The sequence below is a fragment of the Hymenobacter psychrotolerans DSM 18569 genome (genome assembly GCF_900142395.1).
In the GTDB taxonomy this organism is placed as follows: Bacteria; Bacteroidota; Bacteroidia; order Cytophagales; family Hymenobacteraceae; genus Hymenobacter; species Hymenobacter psychrotolerans.
In genome coordinates this window covers 54168-70865 of the sequence record NZ_FRAS01000023.1, presented here as the reverse complement: position 1 = coordinate 70865, position 16698 = coordinate 54168, and the positions used below count along the sequence as shown (strand labels likewise).

Annotated in this window: 13 protein-coding genes; 7 read left to right on the top strand and 6 right to left on the bottom strand. The window is 61.9% G+C overall.

Going from position 1 to position 16698, the window contains the following annotated elements:
- Positions 1-334 (top strand): transposase family protein (locus BUE15_RS17410; protein WP_244535972.1); only part of this gene is annotated, 334 nt, incomplete at its 5' end.
- Positions 335-490: 156 nt separating this feature from the next.
- Positions 491-1708: a T9SS type B sorting domain-containing protein gene (locus BUE15_RS17405; RefSeq protein ID WP_170865301.1), complete on the top strand. Its 1218-nt coding sequence runs from the start codon at positions 491-493 to the stop codon at positions 1706-1708.
- Between the two features lie 81 nt (positions 1709-1789).
- On the opposite strand, the gene pseB is transcribed toward BUE15_RS17405, so the two are convergent.
- Together pseB and BUE15_RS17395 are read right to left on the bottom strand one after the other, a co-directional pair.
- Entirely contained in the window at positions 1790-2809 is a 1020-nt protein-coding gene (gene pseB / locus BUE15_RS17400; RefSeq protein ID WP_073287943.1) for a UDP-N-acetylglucosamine 4,6-dehydratase (inverting), read from the bottom strand.
- Between the two features lie 195 nt (positions 2810-3004).
- On the bottom strand, positions 3005-4336 hold the full coding sequence (locus BUE15_RS17395) for a glycosyltransferase family 4 protein (protein ID WP_244535971.1): 1332 nt from the start codon (positions 4334-4336) through the stop codon (positions 3005-3007).
- A 207-nt stretch (positions 4337-4543) separates the two neighbouring features.
- On the opposite strand from BUE15_RS17395, the gene ffh reads away from it, so the two are divergent.
- A complete protein-coding gene (gene ffh / locus BUE15_RS17390; RefSeq protein WP_073287939.1) occupies positions 4544-5893 on the top strand; it encodes a signal recognition particle protein in 1350 nt (449 codons plus the stop codon).
- An 89-nt stretch (positions 5894-5982) separates the two neighbouring features.
- Here ffh and BUE15_RS17385 read toward each other — a convergent pair whose 3' ends face one another.
- Positions 5983-6459 (bottom strand): nucleoside deaminase, encoded by a 477-nt coding sequence (locus BUE15_RS17385; protein WP_073287937.1) that lies wholly within the window; start codon positions 6457-6459, stop codon positions 5983-5985.
- Between the two features lie 173 nt (positions 6460-6632).
- On the opposite strand from BUE15_RS17385, the gene BUE15_RS17380 reads away from it, so the two are divergent.
- The gene (locus BUE15_RS17380; RefSeq protein WP_084549147.1) at positions 6633-8510 is read left to right on the top strand and encodes a CHRD domain-containing protein; all 1878 of its coding nucleotides are present in this window, start codon (positions 6633-6635) and stop codon (positions 8508-8510) included.
- A 72-nt stretch (positions 8511-8582) separates the two neighbouring features.
- On the opposite strand, the gene BUE15_RS17375 is transcribed toward BUE15_RS17380, so the two are convergent.
- The gene (locus tag BUE15_RS17375; protein ID WP_073287933.1) at positions 8583-12293 is read right to left on the bottom strand and encodes a T9SS type A sorting domain-containing protein; all 3711 of its coding nucleotides are present in this window, start codon (positions 12291-12293) and stop codon (positions 8583-8585) included.
- 483 nt (positions 12294-12776) lie between these two features.
- Positions 12777-13160: a hypothetical protein gene (locus BUE15_RS17370; protein ID WP_073287931.1), complete on the bottom strand. Its 384-nt coding sequence runs from the start codon at positions 13158-13160 to the stop codon at positions 12777-12779.
- A gap of 175 nt (positions 13161-13335) precedes the next feature.
- Here BUE15_RS17370 and BUE15_RS17365 point away from each other — a divergent pair, with 175 nt between their 5' ends.
- Positions 13336-14082 (top strand): class I SAM-dependent methyltransferase, encoded by a 747-nt coding sequence (locus BUE15_RS17365; protein ID WP_073287929.1) that lies wholly within the window; start codon positions 13336-13338, stop codon positions 14080-14082.
- A 37-nt stretch (positions 14083-14119) separates the two neighbouring features.
- On the top strand, positions 14120-14566 hold the full coding sequence (locus BUE15_RS17360) for an acyl-CoA thioesterase (RefSeq protein ID WP_073287927.1): 447 nt from the start codon (positions 14120-14122) through the stop codon (positions 14564-14566).
- A 44-nt stretch (positions 14567-14610) separates the two neighbouring features.
- Here the strand turns inward: BUE15_RS17360 and BUE15_RS17355 are convergent, their stop codons facing one another.
- A complete protein-coding gene (locus tag BUE15_RS17355) occupies positions 14611-15147 on the bottom strand; it encodes a DinB family protein (RefSeq protein WP_073287926.1) in 537 nt (178 codons plus the stop codon).
- Between the two features lie 95 nt (positions 15148-15242).
- Here BUE15_RS17355 and BUE15_RS17350 point away from each other — a divergent pair, with 95 nt between their 5' ends.
- On the top strand, positions 15243-16697 hold the full coding sequence (locus BUE15_RS17350; protein ID WP_073287924.1) for a hypothetical protein: 1455 nt from the start codon (positions 15243-15245) through the stop codon (positions 16695-16697).
- Position 16698: the final 1 nt, after the last annotated feature.

Sequence of the window (16698 nt, the reverse complement as noted above, 5' to 3'; positions counted from 1 at the left end):
CCTGCCGCCAGGCAGTGTACTGCGTCAGGACCTGGGTCTGGTGGGCCATACCCCGGCCGGCGTGGTGGTGGAGATGCCCCACAAGAAGCCGCCGAAGCGGGAGTTGACCTTCGCTCAGCAGCTGTACAACCACTTGCTGAGCCCCTTACGCGTGGTCATCGAGCATGCCCACAGCGGAATGAAGCGCTTGCGCATGGTACAGGACACGCTGCGCTTGCGCGGCCAGTGGCGGCGCGACACGGTCATCGTGGTCGCCTGCGGGCTGCACAACCTACGCGTGCGCAGTCCCCTGCGCCTCTACGCGCCCGATAAATTCCCCAAACTGTCCGAATAAGGTTTAGTAAACCCGGTCGGCCGGCGGCTGCCGATGGTAAATCCGGGCGGACTGATAAAGGCTTCATCGGACGGACGCCGGCTGGCCTGCAGCTTTTTCTGCTTTCTGGTTGATGCACGCGGCAATTTCAACGGAGTCCGCCTGCCCTACCAGGAAGTGGCAGAGTTCGATAACCGAAGCGGGCGTATTGCCAGTGCCTACATTATTCCGGATACTGCCCGCTACAAGCTTGCCCCCAGCAGATGGTCTGGCGGCACTGGCGGACTGGAATTTTCTCCGGACGGTTCTCGCCTGTACGTTGATACGCTGGCTGGCCGCGAAATCTGGCAGTATAATCTGAATGCGGGGTCGCCGGCGGCAGTGGCTGCTTCCCGGGTGGTGGTGGCGCGCCCCGTTGCCGGGGCAAAGCAGTCTGGCGCCGGTAATAATCTGCAATTGGGGCCTGACGGGCGTATCTACCATGCGAGCACCCTCGTCAACCGGGTAGGACGATTCGAGTCGCCCAACGCTTTGGGTAGCGCGACCAGGTACCGCGACACTGCGCTTGTCCTTACAGCGGGCGCTACCACGTGGGCTGGCCTGCCTCGTGCCACCAACGACCTGAACCTGCTACCCGTCGTGGTAGCAGGCCCCGGCAGTATCAGCGTCCAACCTGCCTGTGCCGGTACGGCCGTGCAGCTGAGTTCCTCACTCAGCCCGTTTGTGACTGCCACTGCCTACGCCTGGAATTTCGGCGACCCGGCATCGGGCCCGTTGAATACTGCCAGCGGCCAGGCACCTGCGCATCAGTACCAGACCGCCGGCACCTACACCGTGACGCTAATCGTGACAGCGGCTGGCGGCGGGCAGTATTCCACTACTCAAACGGTGCAGGTCAGGCCACGCCCGGTCGTTGATATGGGGCCCGACGTGAGACTGTGCGCCGGCGAAACCCAAGTGCTCAGCCCAGGTCCACAACCGGCAGGCAGCACTTTCCGGTGGCAGAATGGCAGCACTGCCGCCGAGCTTACGGCCGCTACTGCCGGCATATACAGCGTTACAGTAACCAGCCCCAGTGGTTGCGCGGCTACCGACGAGCTGATAGTGACGCAAGCCAATTGTGCCGGTTCGCCCAACGTGCCCGATTTCACCAATCTGCCCAACATCATCACGCCCAACCAGGACGCACAGAATGAATATTTTGTGCTAAAAGGCCTGAAAGCCTCCGACTGGAATATTGAAATATATAACCGTTGGGGCCGGCAGGTGTACCGGAAAGCTGGCTACGACAACAGCTGGAATGCCACCGGGCAGCCCGAAGGTGTCTATTACTACCTGCTCCGCCATGCTGCTACCGGACAGCAGCACAAAGGCTGGATGGAAGTGAGCCGATAGGACAGAATGCCCGTAAGTACATAAAGAAGGCCGCTTCCAGTGAGGAAAGCGGCCTTCTTCTTTACAGGAGTAGGGAATCCGTTACACCGCAAACTCCGGGTCCACATGCAGACGGATTTCCTCGCGGATCTGCTCGGCGCTCAGCCAGTCGTCGTTGTTGGCCGAATCATAGTGGAAGCCTTCAGGCACGCGCTTGCCATTGAAGTGGGCAATGAATTTCTCCACGTCCCACTGCGGTGTGAAAGGCAGAATCACGTAATATTTAGCCAGCTCTACTGTGCTTAGCGCATCGGTTTCGGTTATCATTTCCTCGTGCAGCTTCTCGCCGGGCCGAATCCCCACGATTTCCTGCCGACAGTCGGGGCCAATGGCTTTAGCTACCTCCGTAATAATGTAGCTCGGAATCTTGGGCACGAATATTTCGCCGCCCCAGCTGTGCTCCAGCGCATACAGCACCAAGTCCACGCCCTGCTCCAGCGAGATGTGGAAGCGGGTCATGTCGGGGTGGGTGATGGGCAGCACGCCGGTTTCGCGTCGCTGCAGGAAAAACGGTACCACCGAGCCGCGCGAGCCAATTACGTTGCCGTAGCGCACTACCGAGAAGCGCAGGTCGCGGGCCCCTTTCATGTTGTTGGCCGCCACAAACAGCTTGTCGGAGCAGAGCTTGGTGGCGCCGTAGAGGTTGATGGGGGCGGCGGCCTTATCGGTGCTCAGGGCCACCACGTCTTTCACGCCACAATCCAGGGCCGCGTTTATCACGTTTTCGGCCCCGAAGATGTTGGTCTTGATGCACTCCATCGGGTTGTACTCGGCGGCGGGCACCTGCTTGAGGGCGGCAGCGTGCACAATAATATCGATACCCTCGCAGGCCCGCTTCAGCCGCTCGCCGTCGCGCACGTCGCCGATAAAGTAGCGAATGGCCGGGTACTTACTCTGCGGAAACGTCTGCGACATTTCGTACTGCTTCAGCTCGTCGCGCGAGTACACCACGAGGCGCTTCACCTGCGGAAATTTCTCGAACACGGTCTGCACGAACTGCTTACCGAACGAACCGGTGCCGCCGGTTACCAGAATAGATTTGTGGTTGAGGTCGAGAGACATTCAGGTGATGGGGTGATGGGGTGATGGAGTAAATGGTGACAGGTAACAGGTAAACGGGGATAGGTAAATGGTAAAAGATAGTGGGTAACAGGGATGAGCAAAGGTAAGCGCCTGCGCGCAGCCCGGAAAGGGCTGGCCCGCAACAATGCATCCATCCCAAAATTTCTCAACGGCAAGCGTGTCACCTGTCACTATTTACCCCATCGCCCCATCACTGCCCCGCACCAGCGCCACCAGCTGCTCGGTAAGGGCGCGGCGTGAGTAGCGGGCGTGGCCCAGCGTAGGCAAATCGAGGTTGGGGTTGATGCGCCACTGTGCTACCAGGCCTTCCAGGTGCTCCAGCATCGCCTCGTAGGCACCATACGGAAAGGCCTGCCCGGCCCCGCACTCCCGCAGCAGCCGGTCGGCATCGGAGCCGGCCGGGCCGATGCAGATGACGGGCTTGTTGGCGGCCAGATACTCAAACACCTTGCCCGGCAAGATGCCCAGGTTATGCGGTACGTCCGGAATGGCCATCAGCAGCACCGTGGCCCGCCGCAGGTAGCCCACCGACTCGTCGTGCGGCACGAAGGGCACCAGTTCGGTGCAATCCAGCAGGCCGTTGGCTTCCACCTGCCGCCGCACTTCCTCCGAAACTTTGCCCACGAAGCGCAGCCGCAGCGGCACCGCGGGGTGGCGGCGGCGGCACTCGGCCAGCGCGCTCAGCCACAACTCAACGTGGTAGGTTTCGGAAATGGTGCCGGTGTGCGTGATGAGCAGCGCGTCGGTGGGTGGGGCGGAAGGCGCCTGAAAGTCGGCTTCGTCGTAGCCATTGGGCAGCACGTGGAAGTTTTCGGGCCGCAGCGCCTTTGATTTTTCCAGAAACAGCCGCCGCGTGTCGGTGCTGGTGGTCAGCACGATGTCGGCGTTTTCCAGCACCTGCCGCTCGTAGCGCGCATCGAGGCGGCGGGCCAGCGGCGTCTGGTTCAGCTCGTGATGATAATAAATATCAGTCCACGGGTCGCGCAGGTCGGCCAGCCAGCGCAGGCCGTAGCGGCGCTTCAGTTCCAGCCCAATAAGCTGGGTCGAATGCGGTGGCGAGCTGGTCAGCACGGCGTCAAACTGTTCGCCCTGGGCCAGCAGCTCGGCTACGGCCCGCAGCGCGTGGCGGTTCCAGCCGCGGCGGGCATCCGGAATGAACAGGTTGCCGCGCACAAACTTGAAAAACCGCTGCGTGAGGCTGGTTTTGTTTTCGCCCACAAAGCCGCCGTACGGAATCTGCTGGCGCCCCGTCAGCTTCTTGTAGCTCCCGAACGGCTCGGAAGTATCGGTGCGGATGACGCGCACGCCGGCCGGAATTTCAGCCGCCAGGGAGTGGTCGAGCACCGGATACGCGCCTTTCTCGGGGTCGACAGTGATGACCGTAGGCTCGACGCCCAGCGCCGGCAGGTGCTTCACAAACTTGAGGCTGCGCTGCACGCCGGCCCCGCCCGAAGGCGGCCAGTAGTAGGTGATGACAAGCAAACGAAGCGGACGGGCAGCAGACACAGGCAGGCAGAATGGCGACAGAAGCGCGAAGGTACGCAGGTGCGGCCTTTCGGGGTTTTCTGGTTACTTTTGGGAAGCCAATCAACGCGGCAAACCGCTTCTTGCGGTGGCCTGCCGTTGAGCGGCAATTCATTTGCTGCAGCAGCTCCATCCCCGATACCCGGCCGCCCCAGCATAGTAGTTCGTTAATACTCAGCACATCACCCGATGTTCGATAACCTCAGTACCAAGCTCGACCGCGCCTTCAAAACCCTGAAAGGCCAGGGCAGCATCACCGAAATCAACGTAGCGGCTACCGTAAAGGAAATCCGCCGTGCGCTGGTGGATGCCGACGTTAACTATAAGGTTGCCAAAGAAGTAACCGATAAAATAAAGGACGAGGCCATGGGCCGCGACGTGCTCATCAGCGTGTCGCCGGGCCAGCTGATGACCAAAATCGTCTACGATGAGCTGACCCAGCTCATGGGCGGCGAAAAGCAGGACATCGTCATCAAGGGCGAGCCGGCCGTGGTGCTGCTGTCGGGTCTGCAGGGCTCGGGTAAAACCACGTTTGCGGGCAAGCTGGCCAGCCACATCAAAAAACAGGGCCGCAATGTGCTGCTGGTGGCCTGCGACGTGTACCGCCCGGCCGCCATCGACCAGCTGAAAGTGCTGGGCGAGCAGATTAGCGTGGACGTGTACTCGGAGCCGGAAAACAAGAATCCGGTGCAGATTTCGCAGAACGCCATTGAGTTTGCGCGCAAAAACAACAAGAAGGTCGTCATCATCGATACCGCCGGCCGCCTGGCCGTGGACGAGCAGATGATGAACGAAATTGAAGCGGTGAAGCGGGCCATCAACCCGAGCGAAACGCTGTTCGTGGTGGACTCCATGACCGGCCAGGACGCCGTGAACACCGCCAAAACCTTCAACGACCGGCTGAATTTCGACGGCGTGGTGCTCACCAAGCTCGACGGCGACTCGCGCGGTGGCGCGGCCCTCTCGATTCGGGCGGTGGTGGAGAAGCCCATCAAGTTCATCTCGACGGGTGAGAAGATGGAAGCCCTCGACCTGTTCTACCCCGACCGGATGGCCCAGCGCATCCTGGGCATGGGCGACGTTATCAGCCTCGTGGAGCGCGCCCAGCAGCAGTTCGATGAGGACGAAGCCAAGCGCATCAACCAGAAGATCCGCAAAAACCAGTTCAACTTCGACGACTTCCTCTCGCAGCTGGAGCAGATCAAGAAGATGGGTAACCTGAAGGACCTGGTGGGCATGATTCCGGGCATGAGCAAGGCCATCAAGGACGTGGACATCGACGACGACGCCTTCAAGCCGATTGAAGCCATTATCCAGAGCATGACGCCCGCTGAGCGCGCCCAGCCGGAACTGCTGAACGGCAGCCGCCGCCGCCGCCTCGCCAAAGGCTCCGGCACCGACATTCAGCAGGTGAACAACCTGATGAAGCAGTTCGAGGACATGCGCAAAATGATGCGCACCATGAACAAAATGAGCCAGACCAAAGGCGGTATGCAGCAAATGGCCCGCATGATGGGCATGAAAGGCCCGCTGCGGTAAATCATACTGACGAGTATTAAAAGAAAGAGCCCTGAACGACATCGTTCAGGGCTCTTTCTTTTAATACTCGTCAGCTTACTGGCTCAGAACTAATACTCGGTCTTGCCTTCTTTTTGCTCCCAGGCGCGGAAACCGGCGCTGGCTTCGTCGCGGAGCAGCTCGGTCATGGAGAGGCGGCGCTGGTCGAGGGGCTTTTCGATTTCGTCGTAGATGAACTGGTCGTCGAAGCCGATGGCGGCGGCGTCGGCTTTGGTGTTGCCGTAGAACACGCGGCGCGGACGAGCCCAATAGATAGCACCCAAGCACATGGGGCACGGCTCGCAACTCGTATATAGGTCGCAGTCATCGAGCTGGAAAGTGCCCAGCACGGCGCAGGCTTTGCGGATGACGTCTACCTCGGCATGGCAGGTGGGGTCGTTGGTGCTGGTGACCTGGTTGAAGCCGCGGGCAATGATTTTACCGTCGCGCACCACAACGGCGCCGAACGGGCCACCGTGGCCGGCCTGCATTTTTTCAACGGAAAGGCGAATTGCTTCGCGCATGAAATCGGGGTTGGGAGCTTCCATAGAATCTGGGGGAGGAAAAGTACTACTACGCCTGCTGGGGCAGGCGAAAAAATAAACGGGCTGCGAAGGACGCAATTTTATACACAACTCTAACGCAGCTAACCTGTAGTACTCTACAAGTGGCGCACGCAACCTGCTGCCTCACTGTTACTTTCAATTCATTGTTTACTTCCATGAAACAACTTCTTACTCGTTTGCTGCTGCTGTGCGCCTTTCTGAGCAGTAGCACTGGCTTTGCTGACCATCTGCGCCCGCATCTGCTGCTGGGAGCTTCCCTCAGCGGAGGCCAGGAAGTGCCCGCCGTAGCCACTGCAGCCCGCGGCGCCGTCAGCTTCACGCTGAACGACACGCGCGACACATTGTTCATTTCCGGGGCGTTTAGTGGGCTGAGCGGCCCTGTCACAATGGCGCATACGCACCTTGGCTTTCGGGGCGTGGCCGGGCCAGTCGTAACGGACCTGTTTCGCTTTATCCGGGGCAACCGCATCCAGGGCTACCTGACTGGGGCCGACATCGACCGCGCCAAGCTGGACCGGTACCTGCGCGGCGGCTATTACATCAACATCCATACGGCCGCCAACCCCAGTGGCGAAATCCGGGGGCAGATTGAGATAGAGAAAGATGAGGAGTTTGTAGCGTCGCTGTCGGGGGAACAGGAAGTGCCGCCCGTTACGACTGCGGCCGTGGGCATTGGTACCTTCAACCTCGCTCAGAACCAGGAAAAGCTGAAATTCCGGGTGGTAGTAGCGGGGCTGAGCGGCCCAATTACGATGGCGCATTTCCATCAGGGTGCTACGGGTGTGGCGGGTCCGGTGGTGCTGGATCTGATGCCGCTGGTGTCGGGCAACGTGATTGAGGGCGAAGTGACGCCGACCCCGGCCATTGTAACCGCTATGCTGGCTGGCCAGATTTATATCAACGTGCACACGGCTGCTAACCCGGCTGGCGAAATCAGGGGCCAGCTGATCCGTGATGCCCGCTACCTGAGCCATGATGCCCGCTTCGATGGCGCCCAGATGGTACCGGCCGTAACGACAACAGCGAAGGCAGTTTCCTTCCTGCGGCTTAATTCTACATTCGATACGCTTCGCATTTTTGTGGCGCACACCGGCCTGAGCGGCCCTCCCACGAGCTTGGCGCTGTTCCAGGCCGATGCCGGGCAGGCGAATACATCTACGCCCCTTACCACCGTTACTATTCCGGCAGGTACTGCCAACGCCTTTTCGGTTAGCCTGACAGGACTTAATACCGCCGCGGTGAATCTGTTCCTGCAGGGTGGGGTGAACATGGTCTTCAACACGGCTACCAACCCCAATGGCGAAATCCGCGGGCAGGTGTACCGGCTGGCGCGGGAGGGCTACGTTTTCTCGCTCAATGGTGCTCAGGAGCGCCCTACGCCGGTTTCCAGCCCCGGCTACGGCTCCGGTTTTGTAAGCATGGACCGGGACCAGAGCAATGTGCACTTCAGCATGGCGTGGGGCGGCCTGAGCGGGCCCGCCACCATGGGGCACTTCCACACGGGCCTGCGTACGCAGGCCGGCCCAGTTGTCTTCGACCTGATGCCGTTTTTTGATACCGCCACACCGCCCCGCGCCGCAGAAGGCTTCTGGCTGGCCACCAATCCGGCCCCGAATGCCGCTCGGCCCTTCACGGCCCGGCGTGCCCTGCAGTTCCGCCGCGACAGTGTGTATGTGAACCTGCATACGGCCGCTAATCCGAATGGTGAAATTAGGGGCCAAGTATTCCGAGGCGCCCGGGACCTGAGTGTGGTGCTCTCGACGCAGCCCGCAGCACTGGTCGCAGAAAGCTTCGCTACGTTCCCCAATCCGGTGCAGGAAGCGGCCACAGTTACTTTCGAAGCCCGCAGCGCCGGCAAGGGCACGCTGGCAGTAACCGACCTGCTGGGCCGCACAGTAGCTACTACGCAACTGGCTGTCCGGGCTGGCGCCAATCGGCAGACAGTGAGTCTGCCGGGAGTGGCACCGGGCGTATACCTGCTCACGGTAGAAGTAGGCGGTAGCAGGCTGGTGAGCAAAATTGTGAAACAATAGCAAGTAGATGAATAGAAAAAGCCTGTCGGAACGTATCCGGCAGGCTTTTTCTATTCTCATGCCACAGCGTGACTAGTTGTGCACCAGCGGCAGCATCAGGTTCTGACCCTGGCCGCGCAGGCTGAGCAGATAAGTGCCCGCTGGCAGGCTGGTAAGCGGTAGCTCCTGGCTGATAGCGCCCTGCAAAATCAGTGTCTGAACGCGGCGGCCGGTCAGGTCGAGAATCTCGCCCTGATAGATACCGGCCGGCAGCGCGGTTAGGTCCAGCGTGGCCTGAGCCGGCGCCGGGTTGGGGTAGAGGCTCACGACTCCTTTACCAGCCGAAAAAGCCACCACCCGCACAGGGCTCAGCGACGAGCTTTCATCGTTATCAACTTGCCGGAGGCGGTAGTACACCACCTGCAGGCCCAGCTTGCCCACGCCGCCATCGAGGTAGCGGTAGCTGGTGCGGCGGGAAGTAGTGCCCTGGCCCTGCACGCTGCCAATCCGCTCGAAAGCGGAGCCGTTGAGGGAGCGTTCTATTTCAAAGCGGGCATTGTTCTTTTCAGAGGACGTAATCCAGGTCAGCAGGGCATCGGCACCGGAGGCTTTGGCTTCGAAAGCAGCCAGTTCTACCGGCAGGGGCCGGGCGATGCGCACATCTTCGGTGGTGTTGCTGGCGCTGGCATAGTTGGAGCCTTCCACCGGGCCGCCGCTGGTGTAGGTGCCGCCCGGGCTGACGAGGTCGGCGTTCTGGTCGCGGGTGGGGTCGGCGTAGGTGACGGTGGCACTGGCCTGGTAGAATACCTCGTCCTGCGCGCTGGCCGCCACTGCCACCCGGAACGAAATCAGCAGAGTGGCGTCGCTGGGCAGAAAAATGTTGCCGAACGTGGGCGTGTTGGTACCAGTGGCCGGTACGGTGTAGCCGCTCGGCGTGAAGGTGCTGCCATCGGCCCGCCGAATAGTAACGGTAGTGGTACCCGACGCATCGTAGCCGAACAGTCCGGCAGGCAACGCAACGCTTGCCACTACGCCTGTAGCCGCGCCGCCGCCGGTGTTGGAGATGATAAGCGAGTAGGTGGCAGGCGCCACGCGGCTGCCCGGTCCGCCGCTGCGGGTGAGAGTAGGTGTGCTGGTAGCCAGCGTGGTGTTGAGCTCAGGCAGGCAGCCACCCGCGCCGGCAATGGTATAGGGAATGCCCCGCCCGGCGGCCGTAGAGGAACTGCCAGCGGCGCCATTGGTTGCGCCGAAAGTAGCAGAACTGGTGGAAGTGCGCCCGGCCGTGCCCCCTGTCACTGATACGGTAGCGGTGCCATTGGTATAAATGAAGCCGCCACCACCGCCACCGCCCGGGCCATAGTTAGCCGCTGCCCCTGTATTCGCACTGCCGCCTGTTCCGCCGTTGGCCTGCAGGGTCAGGTTGCTCAAACCGGAGGTCAGGTTAGCCAGCACCACAATGCTGCCGCCCGCTCCGCCACCGCCTGCCCCTTCCGTAGCGGTAGCCGTGCCGGGCGCATTGCCGCCATTGGCCCGCAGCGTGCCGGTGCCGCTCACGGAGCCGGTGCGCAACAGCAAGATGCCACCGCCTACGCCGCCGCTGGCCGGCGCAAAGTTGCTGGAGCCCGTGCCGGTCCCGTTAGCCGAACCCGCTCCGCCGCCGCCGCCCAGCGTGATGCGGGTGGTGCCGGCCAGTGCCACTACCGCGCCCCCCAGGGCCCGTGCACCACTGCTGTTCGAACCAAACCCGTAACCACCTAAGCCGCCAGCCCCACCGTTGCCGCCACCGGCCCCGCCAGCATTGCCGGAGTTGGTGACCGGCGTAAAGTCCGTGGCGCCGCCGCCGGCATTGCCCGGCGCACCCCGGCCCGTAGAGCCGTTCCGATACCCCGCAATACCACTGTTCACGATGGCCGAGCTGTTGTAGGCATATTGAGGAGTGCCGGCCGTGCCCTCGCCTTTTGCTCCATGAGCCCCCGAAGTTCCGCGGCGGTAATCCGTGTTCTGCGCGCCTGTATTGCCGGGAGTAGCGCGCCCGCCGCCGCCGCGGAAGCCCTTGGCCGTCAGGTCAACTACCGCGCCTGTGGCAAACGAGGTCAGGCCGGATACATCCAGGGCCAGCACGCCGCCGGTGCTGCCATTCCAGGCCGGAGTAGCGGCTGCCGTACCGCTCACGTCCAGATCCGAAAACTGCGGCACCCGAATCACCTGGAAGCGGCGCTGCCCGGTGGCCGTGCCCGCGTCGTCGTAGGCCAGGTTCTGGTAGCTGCGGGTGAGGCCGTTAACCAGCTGTAGCGTGCCTCCTGTCAGCGGCAGGTCGGTGGCGGCAATGCCGTATTCGTACTGTCCGGCGGTGAAGTCGGTGGTAGAGTTACCGGTGCCGGTTGCGTTGTTGGCCCCATACGACACGTCGTTGGCCGGCGTGATGGTGGCCCCCTGCATCTGCATCAGCAAGACCAAGTCGCCGGCCGAAATGGGCGTAGTGCCGGTTTCGGCGGCTCCTACCGTGACGGTGGTGCTGCCCGTGGCTGCACTGCCCGTGCCGGGGAAATACGTATTCGGGACGGACGTGGCCGTGAGCGTGCCCGGACCGTCTTTGCCCGGTGTGGCGCAGGTGGTAGCTACCCGCACGGTCAGGTTGGCCAGGTTGGAAGTTGAGTTCAGGATGGAGTTTACGCGGTACGGAATCCGGACAACGCCGGCAAAGGTGGGCGTGGGGTCGAAGGTGACGATGCCCGCTGTGTTGACCGTGAAGGTGCCCTCGCCGGCCACGGTATACGTGCTCTGAATGCCCGACAGGCTGGGGTTCAGGTCGACGGAAGCCGCGTCGATGCTGCTGCCCGGCGCCTGGTCGTTGCCCACTACATCAAACGAAACATTGGTATCCAGCAGCGTGGCCGCTTGGTCGTTGGCCGCTACGGGCGGCAGCACAATCTGCAGGTTGCGGATTTCGTGGATATTGGTGCTGGCCCCCGTCGCGCCGCTGAAGCCCACGCGTAGCGTGCTGGGCGGCGCCGATACCACATAGTTGCTGACGGTAGTAGTTACCTCGGTGCCGTGCTGAATCCGGATGGTGATGCGGTAGGTGCCGCCGGACGCAATTACGTCGATGAAGGCGCGCCGGTAATCGGCGGAGCCGTTTTGAGCCCGTGGCGTGGTCACGTCGAGGCTGAAGGGCAAGGACTGCGTGCCGGTCAGGTACGGATACTGGTCGGCGCCGGACCCGTTGCCCGCGCCCCGGATGGCTACCGCGTCCGGCGTCAGGTTGCCGGGGTTGATGCCGCCGTTGCGGCCTTCAGACGCGTTGGAGTAGTTGCCCCATTCATCAATACCGATGCCGACGTAGCCATTGCTGACGCCCGGAACTCCCGTGCGCTGCGCATACCCCAGCGAGCCGCCCGATGCCCCAATGTTGAAGTTCTGCGTGCTGCCGTCAAGCAGAAATACGCTGAAGCCGTCGGCGCCCGGGTTGGTACCGCCATAGGCGAAGTATTCAAAGGAAATGCTAAAGCCCTGCGTGGCCGGAAACGAGCTGTTATCGACGGCATAGCCTGCCTGGTTGGTGGTGGCCTGAGTCAGGCGCAGGTAGCCTTCGCCGACGGCATCGTTGCCGGCCGCGCCATTGCCGGTGAGGTAGGCACTCCCGCCGATTGTCCAGCCGGTAGCAGTAGCGTTGCGGAACGTTTCAAGGCGCGGAAACTGTGCCTGCGCAGGCCTGCCTATGCATAAGAGAAGGGCGAGTAGGGCCGCATAATACGTAAACCAATTCAGTGGCTGGGTAAGCCAAGCAGTAAATCGTGCTTTCATATATGAAATGGAGAAGTGGAAGGAATTTTTATGATTATACCGTTGTAATGAAAAACGGTATTTAAGTTTGTTATTAAAATAATTAAAGTATCAAGGCTTTCAATAGGCAATTATAAAGCATTTTGATTGGTATGTTAATAAATGGCGTGTTAAGTTTTTATGGACTTATCAAATGTAGATACATTGTAATGTTGCGCGACGTATGCCCTCTTTGATAGAGTTGCACTACCGTCGGACAGTTGGCCCGGTAATTGATATGAGTAAGGCAGAAAGAATAATTTTTAGGTGTTTTGGTTGTGGGATTGAGGCGGGCCATTGGTTCGCCTTAATTTTTTACCTGTATCCCTAACGCTCACTTGCTCAGGTACCCAAAGCGGCCGGCAAGCACAAACAGCCGCGCCCTACGGGCCCACCTCGTAAAAGGCAGGCCCGTAGGGCGCGGCTGGTAAGTGTTCGGCTATGAGCCGGGGTGTCCGGGGCTCGTTAGTGGATGACGCGCAGCTCGTACGTATCGGCCGCGTCGGCTACCCGAAACGCGCCGACGCGGCTGGGGCCGTAGCCCAGGTTTACTTTCACCCATTCGTCGCGCGCGGGCAGCATCCGGATGATTTCCTGGCGCATCAGGTCCAGCTCTTCCCGCAGGTTCTGCAATTGCTGCTGCACCTGCTCGGTATGCTGAGAAAAGCTGCCGGCAGCCGGGCGCTGCTCAAACTGCAGGGCGGCGGCCGCCTGCTGAGCCTGCTCGGCCGGCAGGTTGATGGCCTCCAGCTCAGCCTGCTTAAAGTCTTTTTCAGCCTCCAGATAGGCTTTCACTTTGTCTTCGAGCGGGAGCAGAGCCGGGTCGAGGTAGTCGAGGTTGGTAGACATAGGAATTGGGAAAGAATCAGGTCAGATACTTGCCAAACGCAACCGGCGCCAGAAGGATACGCCCGCCCCGGAAGCTCCGGAGGGCCATGTGCTGCCGCCCGGCGCGGTGCGGGGCTGTTGGCAAAGCCGTAACTTGCGCGGCCGGCACCCCGTCAGTGCCCCAACTATTCTGCCTATGTCTGCTACCACTTCCGCGCCCGCCGACCCGATGGGCCATGCTCTGCTCGACTACCACCGGGGCCGCCTGGATGCCTCGCTCACGGTGCACAGCAACGTGGCCGAAGAAGAGCCCCTACCCGCCGCGTATCTGTTTCGGAGCCTGTGGGAAATGCCCGAGCTGGAACGGCAGGCGCTGGACGAATGCCGGGGACGCGTGCTCGACCTGGGGGCCGGGGCCGGCTGCCACGCGCTGGAGCTGCAAAGCCGCGGCCTGCAGGTGAAAGCCATTGACATTTCAGCCGGCGCCGCCCAGGTAATGCAGGAGCGGGGCGTGCGGGAAGTCGCCAGCCACGATATTTTCGATGCCGCCCTCACCCACGAAAAGTACGATACGCTGCTCATGCTCATGAACGGTATCGGGCTGGTGGGCACGCTCGAGGGCCTGGCAAAGTTTCTGCGCCATGCCCGCACGCTGCTGGCCCCCGGCGGCCAGATTCTGGCCACTTCCTCCGATATCAGCTACCTCTACGAAGATGAGGACGGGGCACTGGTATTCGACCTCAACGGGCCTTACTACGGCGAGGTGACGTATACCATACAGTACGGCGAGCAGCACGGTGCCGAGTTTCCGTGGCTTTTCGCCGATGCCAGCATCGTGCAGGATTACGCCGAAGAGGCCGGCTACGAGGTGGAGTTTCTGGGCGAAGACGAGCAGCAGCAGTTCCTCGTGCGCCTCACGCCCCTGATGGAGCGCGACGCGTAACCAGCCGAAAGCCTATTCTAAACCGAACCACCGCTACATGACCTACAGCAAAACTTTCACGGTGCGCTGGGCCGATATGGACCCCAACGTGCACATGCGCCACTCCGCCTACACCGACTACGCGGCCCAGGTGCGGCTCGATTTCCTGGCCGATCAGGCGTTTCCCATGCGCCGGTTTGCCGAGCTAGGCATCGGGCCGATTCTGTTCCGCGAAGACACCCGGTTCCTGAAGGAAATTCACCTGAGCGAAACCATCCGGGTGACGGCGGAGCTGGGCGGCCTCAGCGCCGATGGCTCCCGCTGGCGCATCGTTCACACCATCTACAAAGCCGATGGCCGCGAAGCCGCCGTGGTAGCCGTAGATGGGGCATGGCTGGATCTGAAGCTGCGCAAGCTCACCATGCCGCCGGCGGAGCTGACCACCACCTTCACCCAGATGACGCGCCACGCCAGCTACACCGACATCGTGCGGGAAAAGAAGTAGCGGGGCGCTACAGTACCTTGGCGTGCCTGCCCCGGAGGCTCGCTCTACTTCACTGCCCGGCTGATACGCTCCAGCTGGCGCTGGTGGTGCAGCACGTGGTCGAGCATAAAATCCATAGTCTGGTAGATGGTGAGCATGCCCGAGCGGGGGTGCTTGAAGATGGCCCGGTCCAGCAGCTTGCCCGGATACTCGTTCAGAGTCTGCTCCAGCCGCCGCCGCACTGCCTGCCATTCGTCGCGGAGCTGCGGCAGGGGCGCTACCTGCTCCGGCGTTAGCTCGGCGAGGCGGGCCGGCGCCTTAAAGCGGGTAAACGGCAGCCGCAGCAGCACACGCAGCAGCGCTGACTTAAGCGTGTGGCCCAGCCCGGCCTTCTCCAGCTCTTCCGATTGGTGCAGCTTCTTCTCGATGTACTGTCCGATGCCCGTTTCGGCCACAAGCAGATGCTGCACCACCTGCGCCGCCGACCACTGCCCCGGCCCCGGCGACTGGTGGGCTTTGCTGCCAAGGGTTTCGGCCGTTTTCAGCAGGTGGTCGGTGGCTTGTTCGAGCTGCTCGAAGCGCAAGTGCAGACGATGATTCATGCAGGAAAGTGGGGGTAGGGGAAACGTGGCGTAGCTTTGGGCAAAAGGTACGTAAAATCCTGCCCGAGGGCCCAAAATGCCCTGCTGCCTACCCTATGCCTGAGCTGAAACCGTCATTTTCTTCCTCCTCGACAAGCAGCCGGCCGGAAACGACCCCCGGTTTCTGGCAGCGGGAGTGGCCGCTTTGGCTGCGCATACTGGTGGTGGTGAGCTTGTACGGTGGCTACTTCCTGCTGGGCGGCGGCCTGACCGGGGAGCGGATGCCCTACGACGCCGGCCATTACTGGGAGCTGGCCGTGTCGTTTCAGCGGCAGCACAAGGCCTTTTCGCTTCTGTACTTCGACACGCCTACGCGCGGCTATCTGGCGGCACTGCTGCATTTTCCGGCGCTTATCATCCGGTTTTTCACTTCCTGCACGATGCCCCAGGCCGCCAAAGCCATGGGCGTGGTGTGGGCCGCGGCGCTTTTCGCCTGGCTGATTCCGGCGCTGTGGCGGCAGCTGGTGCCGGGCCGGGTGGCCGGTATCCGCTGGCTGCTGCTGGTGCTGCTGGCTTTCGTGTTCTGGCGCGACCATTTCAGCTTCACGATGATTGATATGCCGGCTCTGGCACTACTGTTGCTGGCCTTGTGGGCGTGCGGCCGGCGCGGCTTGGGCTGGTGGCTGGTAGCCGGACTCTGCCTGGCCGCCGCCTTCAATAGCCGCCCGATGTATCTGGCCGCGGTGCCGCCGGCCCTGGCCCTGGCGGGCTGGTGGAGCTGGCAGCATGGCCGCCGGGTAGTCGGGCGCTGGGCGCTGCTGCTGGTGGGCCTGGGCCTGGCGCTGGCTCCGCAGTTGGCCATCAACCGGCTGCACTTTCAGCAGAACACACCGCTGGTGCTGGCCCGCGTTTCGGATACGCAGCAGGAGCCGCTGTACCTCAAGCAGCTCACCTGGGGCACCCGCCTGCTCCGCTACGATGCCGACCTGAGCAAGCGGCTGTTTTTCGTGGACCCGGCCGGGCTGCAGGTGTTGCGTGAGGCCGGAATCAGCCAGTATACTTCCTACGGCCAGTTTTTCAGCATTGCCCTGCGCAATCCACTCGACTACGGTTGGCGCTACCTGCGCCACCTCTTTAATGGTCTGGACGTGCAGCAGCCAGCCCCATATCTGCTCCGCGACTATGGCCCGGAGCGGCACCTGCTGCAAATGCTGAACTACATGGCGCTGGGGCTGGCGCTGAGCGTGATTGTCGGAAGTCGGACGGGGCGCTGGCTGAGTTGGCCGCGCGCGCTGGTGCTGCTGGCCCTGCTGCTGCCCTGCGCGGTAGCTATTCCCACTGCCATTGAGTCGCGGTTTGTGCTGCCGCTGCACCTGCTGCTGCTGGCGGTGGCCGCGTTCCGGTTTTCTCTGCGGCCCTGCCAGGAGTGGTGGCGGGGCCGGCCGTTGCGAAAAGTGGTGGCGCTGGTGGGGGCGGGCCTGTGGCTGGGCAGCTGCTTCTGGCTTTCTGCAGCCACTTTCCGCAACTTGCAGCCCGACCCCGGCAAAGGCAACTCCTTGGTGGATGATTGAG